The following is a 13,382-nucleotide window of genomic DNA, read 5'->3' on the forward strand; positions in this document are numbered from 1 at the left end:
AGAATGTTATAAGCAGGTTTAGTATTTAAATTTCAATAATTGGTTGTAGGTTTTCTCCAATTTATAAAATAGTGGCTCTTTCATATCTTTATAATATTCCAATTTTGTTCCATAAGGAAGAAGTTTGTTCCTGCATCCCATAAAAGCTCCTCCCAAGAAAGTACTGCTGTAGTTCCACTGGCTTTTTATAGTTTTTATAATGGAAAAAGCACCTGAAGACATAGCAGGGGCAATATAGGGTTTAAAACCTAGAGCACGCATGTCCAGGTTGGCATTTTTGGCTTTTTCCGTTAAATAGTCGGAGGTCTTTTCATCATAATTTTCAATACTGTTTGCAACTACAAGACCTTCACCATGGGGACCAAAGGATCTTCCCTCCTGAAGGAAATTCTCGGCACCAGTGATTTTCCCAGCATAATAGTTGGCCCTTGCATTCATTACACCCAGACCATATCCTCTTATTTGATCAGGTGACAACCCCACGTTAAATGCTGATTTGCACAGTAAGTCCACAGGATCTGAAACTACTGCAAATATACCGGAAAAATTACAATCCCTGGCTTTTTTAGCATAGCTTTTTATTATTTCTGAGTTTCCCTTAAATTGCAGGAGCCTTACATCGGATACTTTTTTACCTATTTCAGGCACACCTGCTGAAACACAAAATATAAACATATGACATTTAAATAAATCATCTTCCTTTTCCAAAGGAAGGATCTCAGGAAATACAGTATGAGGATCTGAATCTGTAATTTGATTGCATTCATATTCCCATCTCTTGATTTTATTTTTATCCCTGTCATATATTGATATGGTATTTATACAGTTTCCCCCTAATATTCTGAGACCTGTAATTAAAGTTCCGCCTACATCACCCAGCCCAGCTAGGGTTAAATCCCATTTACGGAAATTTTTATTGCCGTAGAATACCGGAATAGTATGGTCTAACTTTTCTTCCCAATTTGGGTAAGCTGTGTTTAAACATAGAAGTTTATTTTCCTCAATGGATTTTAAGATCCACTTTGGAAGGTTATAGTTAATCTGATTCCTATGCCATATTAAACCCAGGTTTTCGTATTTTGAAAATATTTGAGAAGGATGGGTTATATAATAACACAGCTTGGATTTGTCCGTGTCTGAATTTATTAGTCTGTAAATATATCCTCTGTAAAGGGAAGCTGCTTTTTCAGTAAGAAGTTTAAAAGGTAAGGAAATATCAGATATAAGTAATTTGTTTTTATAAAGATAATAGTAAAACTGCATTTTAACACCTCATTTTATAAGACTAGCATATGTTTTTACTGAAAATAACTGATTTTGTCTACTCGAAAGCATGATTCATTCTGATTAAAAGCTCCAGATCATTTTTGATATAACTGGATGCAGGTAAATTCAGATTATAACTGATGTTTTCACCCAGATCGGGACATCTCGGTATGGCAAATACCTGACCTAGGGAAGATAAGGTTAAGTTTTTTTCATGCATGATGTGATATTCTTCTTCTATTGTTTCCAATATACTCAAACTATTCTCCAGACAAGTCCTTGATAAATTATATATGTTGGATTTTGGAGTGTCTCTTATAAATGCAGGATATGTGTAAGGTAAAATTAAGTTTATTGAAGGAAGAAGGTTTCTTTCAGGATAGCTTCCTCTAAAAAGTGCATCACCGCCTATAAATGGATATAGGGAGTTCTCATTAAACCATAATTTCAACCTGGGAATAAAATATACACTTTCTACAGATCTGCCCTGCATATCCATGAGATCTTTACCTCTTCCGGATAAAACTCCTACGATAATTTTTTTTACCTCTATGCCTTCATCTTTAAGAATAGGGTCCACTGCTTTTATTCTGTACCCTTTATGGAGTAAATCATCTACTAATATTACAGGGCGCTGAAAAGCTTTTATCATTTTTATCTGTGTACTCAAGTTCAGGTAATGGGGAAATTCACCTATTATGAATTTCCTCATGTCGGGAAAAAATAATTTTTCCGTATGCAGTGCCTTGGTGACGGTATTTGGTATCACATACCGCTCAAGTATATTGCCATAAGGTACACACATGGATTCACCTAGCTTTTTAGGCATTAAATTATCGGTGGGGACCATATTTTCCCTGCAGATTTTTCTTATTAAACATTGATATACAAAATTTACATTAAAGGAAATTATCAGTTCTCCAGGGTATAATTCAGACATACTTCCAATTAATTTTTTACGGCATTGAGTTAAAGTTTCCATAACCTTAGGGTTGCTTCTAAAGGGTTCTTTTATGATATTTTGTATGTCAAAATTAATTATGCAAGGGGTGCTCATGTTAACTGCATATACAGGACTGCTGTCATCACAAAAGGGCACCTCTGTGAATCCATACAGTTTTAGCAGGGGAAAAATATCTTTACCACTCAGTTCTTTGTTAAAAGCATTTCTGTACACAGCATATTCATAATCCCTGGATACATATAGAGAAATAGTTTCTGTGAGAAGAATCTGAGAAAGTTCCTCACTTTTATATGTATCCTTAATGTAAAATCCATCTATTGATATAATTCTGCCTGTACTATTTTCACGTATATATTGAGATACGGTGGTACTTTTAAATTCATCATACAATGTAGAAGAGCGAATCCAATGTAAAATACAAAATCCAAGGATTTCCCCTGTATTGGTATTTTTAAGAAATACAATGCCAAAAGAAGGCTTACGGGATATCTCTTTTATTTTACGTATAAGTTCATTAGTGCAGCCAGAAATGCATTGACTTATTTTAATCAGAATTTCATCATTAAACTCTTCGAAAATTTCACTGTCAAGCCATAGTGAGCTTATGGAATATTTATCTTGTGATTCCCTTTGATAGAATCCATTTGCATATATGTACTGTTCGGCCATAGGGTCTACCAAAGTAGAAATATCCCTGCTGTCGTCAATGGAAGTTCTGATCTGGCTGGAACTTATGCTGGAATACTTTGAAGTCAGGCTCAGTATAATTACATCTCCCTCTATTTTTTTTACAGCCGGTTTTAAGTCATTACCTTTCCCTCTTTCAAATATTATATGAGAAAAGGTGTGAATGGAATTTCCGGTTTTAGAAGCCTTATAACTGGATGCATTCAAAAGAACATCACTGCCTATGCACATGTAAACTTTTGAACCGGGGAAATTTTCTCTCAATGTTTTTAAGTTTGACTGATTGGATATATTTGTAGGATACATGTCAGGATAAACATATATGTTCAATTCACTGGCTATGGACATAGTTACTATACTTCTTCTTAAAAGATTAGGCAGAGTCTTTTTGGACCAGGAAAATTCATCTATGGCCAAATATACTTCAAAACCCAAATCACGAATGTATTTTGCTATTTCCTTGTGGCTTAATGAAAAAGGATCAAAGGTTCCAGGGAAAAAAGCTATTTTTGAAGGAACAGGTATATCTATGTCACCATAAAAGAAATTAAAATCCGATATAAATCTATATATGTGATTTAAGCTGGCGGCTCTGGTTAAAAACAGTATTTCCTCATCGTTTTCATTGTCTGTAATTAATGTGAGTATTTTCTTAGCTATGAGTTTGAATATCAAATTTTTCTTAGTTAAATCCATGAAGGGGGTATCAAAAATTTCCTTGCCTATAACACTAAAGGCGGATTGTTTGACCTGGGGGTTATAGTCACCCAGACCATTCAGCAATATACCCAGCATTTTATTCAATCTTTTTAAATAAGTGCTTTCAGTTTCTTCAAAACGATCACTGTAAAGCTGGTAATGGGATATAATAGTCCCAACGGTTTTAAATATTAGAGATTTCAAATTTGAATTTGAAGTTTTAATTTTGTAAATTGAATCATCTATGAATTCATCCAGTTCTTTTGGCTGAAGCCACAAAGCCGCCTGTCCCGTGTATCTTGGAATGTATTCTGTGAATCTATTCCCCTCTATCTCCAAAGCTCTTAAAAGTTCCACTGCAACTTCATTTCTTTCAGCTAGTGAAAGATAAGGCATAATCTTTAATACAGCAGCTCCAGCTGTATTCCTGACACTTTCTACAGCACTTACTTTTAGCAGGTTGCAAAAATGTATAGCTGTATGGAGACCTATGGATTGGGGATTATCAAGGGCATGATACAGGAGAAGTTCCACTTGATTTTTTTTCCTTATCCAATCTGTATCAGTTTTTAAGTTGCTTAAAAATATATCTGTTACAACTTTCGAGTTTAAATCACAGTAATATTTGAATATATTACTGGTGTCAGCTAAATTCAGCTTTTTATTTATCTTGAACAGGAGAAAATTTTCAGCTGAAGTTTTACTTCTTGTAGTTACGGAATTAAAATAACTCTTTATCTTTTCAGAAATATGACGTTTGTGCAAAAATTTATCTGAAAGTATCAGAATGATTTCCAGAGCTTCCATTCTTATTGTACTGTTTCTCTTCTTCAGCTTGGAAAATATATAGTAAAATAAAATTTCTTCATTTTCTTTGGAGAGATAATTCCAGGGTATATATTTGGAAGTTTCAAGTAAGAAAATTTCATAATTTGCACTTTTATATTTTTCATCTTTATAAAATCTCACAAGCACATCAATGTATTTTACTATAAATGATTCTTTACAATTTGTGAAGAGCGAGTTTATCATAATGCTTATGCTGTAGCTTATATTGAATTTATACGTTGAGATTATCTTGTAGCTGGGCGATAACATAATGTCCATGTATTTTTTAAGCAGACTTGTACTGGATGTAATTGGAGGCGGTATTTTTACATCCTGGGGCAATTCTTTTCTGTAGTCTTCATCAAAAGTGGCTATGAGAGTTCCCATCAATTCCGCACAATGTCTTCTTATATCGTCTTCAGGATGAACAAGGTTTTCATATAAGAATTTTAGGGTTTGAAGTTTTTGCTTTTGGGTAAGATAAGTGGAGTATTCCTGAAATATTCTTATATATTCCCGAAACACTTTCCAGTCATTTTCACTTCGTGTCATTTCCAGTATGGCGTCAAGGGAATATTCATCCCTAAGCTGATACATGAGATTTATATTATGATTTATTGACAGATATTTCAGGTTTTGAACTATGTCATTTCCCTGAAGTAAAGTATAATTTTTGATTTTTGTTTCAATAAGACTGCATTTTTGTTTTGGTTCTGTATCAATTCCCATATCCAGGAGAAAATTTTCAAAATCCTTTAATTTGGCATAAACTCTTTTATATCGTTTACTTTTTTGTAAATTCATATTCTCCAATTTACTTGAAATTATATAAAAAGATTCATCCAGCGAAAACAGCTTCATATAAACTCTGCCATTTCCAAATTCATTTTTTATCCTGAAATCAGAATATATAAGAAGCAGGGACTCTAAAGAAAGATTCTCCAGTTCCAAGTCCCAAACGGAGTGATTTATAGCTATATTTCTTATATAATTTATGCCGCATCTTTTAAACCATTGATCTGTATAGTAATAGTGCAGATGGGGAACTCGTTTGGATTCTGTATATTTACATCCGTACTTGCCTATATCATGACCGGCAGCGGCACCGGATACCCTTCCAAGATCTACGGGAATGTCTATGCTCTTTAACTGTCTTGCTATGTAAAGAGATAAATAATGTACTCCGCATATGTGCTCCAATGTAGTGAAACCGGTTATCTCCCCGTTTATTTTCATCATTTCATAGGTGTATTGTGATGAAAAGGATTTTATAAATTTTTTGTACTCCTCAGGATGCTCCAATTCCGATTCTTCTTTTGAAGTTAAAAATTGAAGAGGATAGAGACTTTCCCAGGTACCGTCCTGAGAATTTTTTTGTATTTCACACAGTACATTAAATATGGCCAGATATAGTTCACAGGGCTCGGTTAGCTGTGGATCCATTTTTATAGTTGTATTTTCTGGAAAATTTTTACGCAGAGTGTATTGGTATAAATATAAGAGCCAATTATCAGGTGATCTATGCTTTGACAGTGCATCCAGCATGGGGTTACATAATTTAATGGTGCTTTTGGCAGAAAAATCTTTATTATTGATTTGATTTTTAAGGGTATCTTTGAATTTGCTGCTTTTTATGTTTTTATCCACAATATATTTATTTATATTATGCTTTTTCAGCCATTTTGTATTTGTGATTTTTCTAAAGACTCTATTATAAGTTTCTATATAAGATATAGGGTTCATAGGTCACCTCCAAATATACTCTTTACAGAAATTATATACTTTTTATAAATTTTTTTCAAAAGAAAAATAAATTACAGCAATTTGGAATTTTTTATTACTAGTATTTGTGGTATAATCACTAATAATAATTGAAGATAAGGTGCTTTTATGACTTGTCATTTGATATTTTAGAATGTGTTACATAGGAGGTAATGTTATATGAAACCAACAAAAAATAAACTTGTAATAGTAGGTACAGGGCATGTAGGCTCTGCAGTATTGAATTGTGCGCTTTCACTTAATTTAATATCTGAAATTGTCACTATTGATAAGATTAAAGAGAAAGCTGCAGGAGAGGCATTGGATTCTACTCATACCACATCTTTTACTTATAGTCCAAATGTAAAAATTCATTCTGGCAGTTATGAAGAATGCAGGGATGCCAAAGTCATAATAATAGCTGCTGGGCCAAGCATAATGCCAAATGATAAATCTGACAGGACAGTTTTGGCAGAGAAGAATGTTGAAACAATGAAAGATGTAATGTCTTCTATAAGCAAATATACAAAGGATGCAGTGATCATAATAATAACCAATCCGTTGGACACCATGGTGTATTATGCTGAGAATTATTTTGAATATCCAAAGAATAAAATATTTGGTACAGGAACCAGCCTTGATTCTTCACGTTTCAGGAGAATTATTGCCAATAAATACAATGTAGATCCTAAAAACGTCCATGGATATATGCTTGGAGAACATGGCAATTCATCTTTTCCAACATGGAGTCTTTTAAATATCGGAGGAGTTCCCTGTGATAGATTGGATGAATATTTTAAACCGGAAGAACCGCTGGATCGTGAAAAAATAGCTGCCAAGGTGGTGGATGTAGCTTATGATGTTCTTCATCTTAAGGGATTTACCAGTGCAGGAATTGCCATGGCAGCTTGTAGGCTTGCAAAGGCGGTTTTATTAAATGAACACAGTATCATGCCTGTTTCAACTACTCTTGAAGGAGAATACGGGTTAAAGAATGTAGCATTAAGTCTTCCTTGCATTATAACTGAAAATGGAGTGGAAAAGAGAATTGAAGTACCGCTTTCGGATGATGAAGTAGTAAAACTAAAAGCCAGTGCAGAAAATATTTTAAAAACAATGAAGGTTGCGGGATTGGCAAAATAGTTTTTATTAATAAGGAGATTTTTTAGTCATTTGGAAATATAGCTGAATCTTCTCAAAGCCAGGCAGAATTTGCAGAAAAGCTCACAGTTATGGTAAATAAATTTAAAATATAAAAGGAAGTAGCATTGTATGAGGAAATTTAAATTTAGAATTTGGGATAATGAAAATAACTGTTTTTATATAAGTGAAAATCCTTATCTTGAAGATGGGACAAAAGAGGAAGAGAGATTTATAACTACAGAGTTTACAGGGTTAAAGGATAAAAGTAGAAGAGATATTTATGAAGGGGATATTATAGGAATAAACAGGGAGCAAACTTCACTGAGATTGCCTGTGAAGTTCGGAAGATATTCTTTTGATAAATTAATAGGTGAGTGCGGTGAAATTAGTGATTCCACAGAATTATATGGTTTTTATGTGGAAAATGAATATCTGTATATTCAGATGCTCAATGGAAATGTAGAAGTTTTGGGTAATACATTTCAGAATAAAAAAGCTTCAGATTAATTTATAAATACCAGATTAAAATAGTACATGAGATATTTTAATCTGGTATTTTTTAAATGTACTTTTTTTCTTCACGGAGAAAAATATTTGTGGTTTTATCGTCATGATTGCACATGACAATGGTTTTTAAATCCACATCATTCTTCCTTAAGAACTCCACTGAAATCTTGAGAAGTATTTCCGCACATTTTTCTTTTGGAAATCCAAATACACCGGAACTTATGGCGGGTATTGATATGGAAGTCAAATTGTAATACTCTGCCAGATTAAGTACGCTGGTTACAGCCTTTGCTAATTTTTTTTCTTCATTTCCTTCTCCCATTATAGGTCCTACAGTGTGTATTATAAATTTACAGCTTAAATTATGACCATATGTTATAACAGCTTTTCCAACAGGTAGAACACCTATTCTTTTTATAAGTTCATCACTGTCTCTTTGTATTTCAATCCCACCTGCTCTCACTATAGCCAGAGCTGCTCCGCCTCCATGATTTAGAGAACTATTTGCAGGGTTTACTATAGCATCACTTTGCTCTTTTGTTATGTCTCCCTTTTTGATTAAGATTTTTTTATTATCTATTTCAATCAAGGTAATCATCTCCCCTTAAAATATTTCAAGTCAGTTAAATAAGGCAGCCCACAGTTAAGGAGTCAATAATGAGTAATCAATAGCCACGGCTGAAATTTTTCAACAAAATTAAAAAATTTCTTCAGCAGCTCTCAACTCTTAACTATAAATGATATAGTTATTGGAATTTATATGAAAGAATTGGCATATGTCATTTATTTCATGGAGAGTTGCATCGTTTATTGGAATTCCATTTTTGATCTTGTCATTATAGGATTCTACTTCTTTTTCACCGTGGGTGTATATTCTGACTGCTCCTTTTGCCTTCTTGGAATTTCTAAGTTCATTTAAGTATTTGGAAAGCCTGTTTTCAATGGATTTTTTATCTCCAAATATTCCATAGTCTATTGCACATAAATAATGGCAGGTACCTGATCCGCCAGAACCATCCAGATGAACATAATTCCCGGTAGAGCCATCTGATAAAATTGCCGTAAATATTTCAACCGCCAGGGCGAAACCATATCCTTTGTGTCCACCTGTTAATTCTTTAGAACCTCCCAGTGGAAGTAATCCTCCACCCAGTTTTTTGGGAACATTGTACAATATATCATAAGGGTCCGTAGTGTCTTCCCCATCTTTGTTTAATGCCAGTCCTAAGGGCAGAGGTTCCTGCTTTTTATTATAAACTTCAATTTTACCCCTTGTAACCACGCTGGTAGCCATGTCCATTAGAAATGGGTAGGGCTCAGATGGCATGGATAAAGCAATGGGATTCGTACCCAGCATAGCTTCCCTGCCAAAAGTAGGAACTATAACGGCTGGTGAATTGGTCATGGATATGCCCATAAGTCCTGCTTCTTCCGCCATTTTGGCATAATATCCTGCAATACCGTAATGATTGGAGTTTCTTACTGAAACCATTCCGATTCCTGAAGTCTTGGCTTTTTGTATAGCAAGATTCATGGCCCTTTTACCTGTCAGCTGTCCCATTCCTGCCTGGCCGTCTATAACCGCTGATATGGGCGTTTCTTTTATGATTTTTGGGCTGGAGTTTACTATTATTAATCCTTGCTTTATTTCACTGTAATATTTCACTAACCTTTGGATGCCGTGAGATTCAATACCAAATAAATCCGATAATAGCAATACATCTGTAATAGTTTTACTATCTTTCTCACTGAACCCAAATTTTTCAAAGACAATATGGCATAGTTTTTTCAATCCTTCATATTTAACTTTTGAATATGACATTTTTAGCCCCCTATATTAATGTATTAAAAATCATGTACATGTATTAAAATTTTAGCATGTAATTACATATTATAATAATATATTTTGCTGTTTAATTCCAGTGGATTTCAGACAAATTTAATTCATGCTTTTTATTAAATTCACCATTTCAATAGCTGACACTGCACAATCATAACCTTTATTGCCTGCTTTTGTACCAGCTCTTTCAATTGCCTGCTCAATATTTTCTGTGGTGAGCACGCCAAAAATAACGGGAATGCCGGAGTTCAACGAAACCTGTGCGATACCTTTGGATGCTTCATTGCACACATAATCATAATGTGATGTAGCTCCTTTTATTACTGCTCCCAGGCAAATAACTGCATCATATTTACCTGACACTGCCATTTTTGATGCTATTACAGGAATTTCAAATGCCCCGGGAACCCATGCAACTTCAATATCATTTTCATTTACGTTGTGTCTTTTAAGTCCGTCTAATGCCCCATCCAGCAGCTTTGAAACGATGAATTCATTGAATCTTGCGGCAGCAATGCCAATCCTAATACCCTCTGATACTAAATTTCCTTCATAAACTTTCATTTGCTCCTTCTCCTTTAACATATTAATAATTTAAAATATGACCCATTTTTTCCTGTTTTGTTTTCAGATAAAAAGTATCGTATTGAGATGCTCTCATCTGAATTGGTACTCTTTTAACAATATCTATGCCATAAGCAGACAGCTGCTTTATTTTATCAGGGTTATTTGTCATTAACCGTATTTGGTTTACCCCCAAATCTTTCAGAATTTGTGCGGCAATACAATAATCTCTTAGATCTTCTTCAAAACCAAGGGCAATATTTGCCTGAACAGTGTCTAAACCTGTATCCTGCAGTGCATAAGCTTTCAATTTGTTGATTAGCCCAATGCCACGTCCCTCCTGGCTCATGTATAAAAGTATGCCCCTTCCTTCTTCTTCAATTTGAGTCATGGCTTTTGCATATTGCTGACCACAGTCGCAGCGCACTGATCCAAAGGTGTCTCCGGTTAAACATTCAGAATGTACTCTGCATAAAACTGACCTGCCGTCCGAAATATCACCCTTCACAAGTGCAATATGGTGCTCTCCGTTAATTTTGTTGATATATCCATAAGCTGTGAATTCACCGTATTTTGTAGGCATTTTTGTATTTACCACTTGTTCAACAAATTTTTCTTTTTGCTTTCTGTAATACTGCAGGTCTTTAATTGTAATAAATTTTAAATCATGTTTTTTAGCAAATTCAATTAGGTCAGCAGTTCTCATCATGGTGCCGTCGTCTTTCATTATTTCACAGCAAAGCCCGCACTCTTTGAGCTTTGCCAATTTCATCAAATCAACAGTAGCTTCCGTATGGCCGTTACGTTCTAGAACACCATAGTCTTTGGCAAGCAGCGGAAACATATGTCCGGGCCTTCGAAAGTCCTCTGGCCTGGAATTATCATCTACACATTTTAAAGCGGTTATGGAGCGCTCTGCTGCTGAGACTCCTGTGGTTGTAGTTATATGGTCAATGGATACAGTAAAAGCTGTTTCATGATTATCTGTATTGTTTGAAACCATTTGTGGAAGATTTAATCTGGAAACCAGTTTACTGCCCATAGGCATACAGATAAGGCCTTTTGCATGGGTTGCCATAAAATTTACATTTTCTTGTGTGGCAAATTCTGCGGCACAAATTAAATCTCCTTCATTTTCCCTGTCCTCATCGTCGGTGACTACTATAATCCTGCCCTGTCTTAGATCCTCTAAAGCTTCTTTAATTGTATTAAATTTAAACATACTTATTATCTCCTTTGATTAAAATCCATTTTTTGTCAAGAAGTTCATGGTAATTTTATCTTGATCAGCCTGCTTTGATTTATCAACAGCTAAAAATCTTTCTATATATTTGCCTATAATATCAACTTCTAAATTCACGGTTTTTCCAATGCTTTTTCCCGTCAAAGTAGTAGAACTTACTGTATGTGGTATGATTGACACTTGAAAACTATCTGAATCTACTTTTACAACGGTTAAACTGATTCCGTCTATTGAAATGGAACCTTTTTCCACAATATATCTCATTATCTTTTCAGAGGTGGTTACTGTAACCCAAAGGGCATTGTCATCTTTTCTTAAATTGCTTATGATACCTGTGCCGTCTATATGCCCAGATACAATGTGACCGCCAAAACGCCCATTTATTGACATTGCCCTCTCAAGATTTACATTGATTCCAGATTTTAAGGCTCCTAATGAACTTCTGCTTAAAGTTTCGCTCATTACATCCGCTGTAAAAACTTTGTTTTGAAAACTGCACACCGTAAGGCATACTCCATTTACCGCAATACTGTCACCTTTTTTTAAATCATTAAATATATTGTCTCCTTGTATGTACAATCTTGAGGATTTTTTTCCCCGCTGAACAGAAACAATTTTTCCTATTTCCTCTATAATCCCTGTAAACATTTATTCACCTCTTTTCACATAAAACTCCAGTAAAATATCTTCACCTATAACAGTAATTTTTTTGTTATCAAGCTTAAAAGCGTCCTTGAGTCTGTGGATGCCAATGCCGCCCACAGGTGTTTTTGCATGTGCACCTCCCAATATTTTAGGGGAAACATATGCCTGAATTTTATTTACAATGCCGCTGCTTAAAGCACTGTAATTTAGTGTAGAACCTCCTTCAAGCAATATGCTGTCTATGTTTTCTCTGCCAAGCTTTATCATTAACGCATTTAAATCCAAATGCCTGTCTTTTTTAGGTGTTTTTATAATAGAACAGCCGCTGTCAACAAGCTGTTGTATTTTCTGTGTATCTTCTGAATCAGTGGCAATATATGTTTGAAATTCTTTTGCCGTTTGAACAATTTTTGATGATAATGGTATTTTCAAATTAGTATCACATATGATACGCTTTGGATTTTTCCCATGAGGCAGCCTGCAGGTAAGCAGTGGATCATCTGCAATGACCGTATTGATTCCAACCATAATGGACGAATATGTGTGTCTTGACATATGAACATGCTCTCTGGCTGCTTCTCCTGTAATCCATTTGGATTCTCCTGTACAGGTAGCAATTTTCCCGTCCAAAGTCATGGCATATTTCATTATCACAAAGGGAGTTTTTGTTTTGATATAGTGGAAGAATACCTGATTTAATTCCATACATTCATTTTGAAGAATACCCGTTTTTATTTTGATGCCCTGTTTTTTTAAAATGTCAATTCCCTTGCCGCTAATCAGGGCATTGGGGTCTTTGGTACCTATTATTACCCTGCTGATTTCATTTTGAATAATGGCCTCAGTACAAGGGGGCGTTCTTCCCCAGTGACAGCAGGGTTCCAGGGTAACATACATGGTTGAACCCTTGGGTGATTTTGTACAGGATGCGATAGCATTCCTTTCTGCATGGAGTTCACCGCACTTTTTATGATAACCAGTGCCGATGATTTCATTATTTTTTACAATGACAGCACCTACCATTGGGTTGGGGTTTACCCATCCACAGCCTTTTTCCGCTAATTCTATTGCAATTTTCATGTAGTTTTCATCTGTCACATATAACAGCTCCTTTTTGAAATAAAATAACGCCCTGAATTTATATTCAAGGCGTTTTAAAATAAAAGAAATATGCAGGTGCATAATAAACTGAAATGATATATGCTGAAATAACAATGGGCTCTGAAATGAAAACA

Annotated in this window: 10 protein-coding genes; 2 read left to right on the forward strand and 8 right to left on the reverse strand. The window is 34.7% G+C overall.

The genetic code is table 11. The features are described from left to right. Positions 1–18: 18 nt before the first annotated feature. Positions 19–1,263 carry a Rossmann-fold NAD(P)-binding domain-containing protein gene (locus ACYUJ6_RS03615; RefSeq protein WP_461844501.1) on the reverse strand — a complete coding sequence of 415 codons (1,245 nt, stop codon included), beginning with the start codon at positions 1,261–1,263 and terminating at the stop codon, positions 19–21. 58 nt (positions 1,264–1,321) lie between these two features. Then, a complete protein-coding gene (locus ACYUJ6_RS03620) occupies positions 1,322–6,187 on the reverse strand; it encodes a cytidyltransferase (protein WP_461844502.1) in 4,866 nt (1,621 codons plus the stop codon). 198 nt (positions 6,188–6,385) lie between these two features. Here ACYUJ6_RS03620 and ACYUJ6_RS03625 point away from each other — a divergent pair, with 198 nt between their 5' ends. Both ACYUJ6_RS03625 and ACYUJ6_RS03630 read left to right on the forward strand, forming a co-directional pair. Continuing rightward, positions 6,386–7,348, forward strand: a complete 963-nt coding sequence (locus ACYUJ6_RS03625) for an L-lactate dehydrogenase (RefSeq protein WP_461844503.1) — start codon at positions 6,386–6,388, stop codon at positions 7,346–7,348. A 129-nt stretch (positions 7,349–7,477) separates the two neighbouring features. Next, positions 7,478–7,855, forward strand: a complete 378-nt coding sequence (locus ACYUJ6_RS03630) for a YopX family protein (protein ID WP_461844504.1) — start codon at positions 7,478–7,480, stop codon at positions 7,853–7,855. A 52-nt stretch (positions 7,856–7,907) separates the two neighbouring features. On the opposite strand, the gene ACYUJ6_RS03635 is transcribed toward ACYUJ6_RS03630, so the two are convergent. The 6 genes from ACYUJ6_RS03635 to ribD all read right to left on the reverse strand — a co-directional run bounded on the left by ACYUJ6_RS03635 (position 7,908) and on the right by ribD (position 13,245). Next, complete coding sequence (locus ACYUJ6_RS03635) at positions 7,908–8,444, reverse strand: macro domain-containing protein (RefSeq protein WP_461844505.1); 537 nt, start codon at positions 8,442–8,444, stop codon at positions 7,908–7,910. A gap of 138 nt (positions 8,445–8,582) precedes the next feature. Further along, positions 8,583–9,677 (reverse strand): Ldh family oxidoreductase, encoded by a 1,095-nt coding sequence (locus ACYUJ6_RS03640; protein WP_461844506.1) that lies wholly within the window; start codon positions 9,675–9,677, stop codon positions 8,583–8,585. Between the two features lie 117 nt (positions 9,678–9,794). Further along, positions 9,795–10,259, reverse strand: a complete 465-nt coding sequence (gene ribH, locus ACYUJ6_RS03645; RefSeq protein ID WP_461844507.1) for a 6,7-dimethyl-8-ribityllumazine synthase — start codon at positions 10,257–10,259, stop codon at positions 9,795–9,797. Positions 10,260–10,281: 22 nt separating this feature from the next. Beyond that, entirely contained in the window at positions 10,282–11,481 is a 1,200-nt protein-coding gene (locus ACYUJ6_RS03650) for a bifunctional 3,4-dihydroxy-2-butanone-4-phosphate synthase/GTP cyclohydrolase II (RefSeq protein ID WP_461844508.1), read from the reverse strand. A gap of 18 nt (positions 11,482–11,499) precedes the next feature. Further along, positions 11,500–12,150: a riboflavin synthase gene (locus tag ACYUJ6_RS03655; RefSeq protein ID WP_461844509.1), complete on the reverse strand. Its 651-nt coding sequence runs from the start codon at positions 12,148–12,150 to the stop codon at positions 11,500–11,502. Beyond that, on the reverse strand, positions 12,151–13,245 hold the full coding sequence (ribD, locus tag ACYUJ6_RS03660; protein WP_461844510.1) for a bifunctional diaminohydroxyphosphoribosylaminopyrimidine deaminase/5-amino-6-(5-phosphoribosylamino)uracil reductase RibD: 1,095 nt from the start codon (positions 13,243–13,245) through the stop codon (positions 12,151–12,153). Between the last annotated feature and the right edge of the window lie 137 nt (positions 13,246–13,382).

This window comes from Clostridium sp. JNZ X4-2 (assembly GCF_054889485.1).

What these genes read in the sequence shown, in the direction of transcription:
- ACYUJ6_RS03625 (WP_461844503.1), top strand. Translation starts at nt 6,386, where the DNA reads ATGAAACCAACAAAAAATAAACTTGTAATAGTAGGTACAGGGCATGTA.
- ACYUJ6_RS03655 (WP_461844509.1), bottom strand. Translation starts at nt 12,150, where the DNA reads ATGTTTACAGGGATTATAGAGGAAATAGGAAAAATTGTTTCTGTTCAG.
- ribH (WP_461844507.1), bottom strand. Translation starts at nt 10,259, where the DNA reads ATGAAAGTTTATGAAGGAAATTTAGTATCAGAGGGTATTAGGATTGGC.
- ACYUJ6_RS03640 (WP_461844506.1), bottom strand. Translation starts at nt 9,677, where the DNA reads ATGTCATATTCAAAAGTTAAATATGAAGGATTGAAAAAACTATGCCAT.
- ACYUJ6_RS03650 (WP_461844508.1), bottom strand. Translation starts at nt 11,481, where the DNA reads ATGTTTAAATTTAATACAATTAAAGAAGCTTTAGAGGATCTAAGACAG.
- ACYUJ6_RS03620 (WP_461844502.1), bottom strand. Translation starts at nt 6,187, where the DNA reads ATGAACCCTATATCTTATATAGAAACTTATAATAGAGTCTTTAGAAAA.
- ACYUJ6_RS03615 (WP_461844501.1), bottom strand. Translation starts at nt 1,263, where the DNA reads ATGCAGTTTTACTATTATCTTTATAAAAACAAATTACTTATATCTGAT.
- ACYUJ6_RS03630 (WP_461844504.1), top strand. Translation starts at nt 7,478, where the DNA reads ATGAGGAAATTTAAATTTAGAATTTGGGATAATGAAAATAACTGTTTT.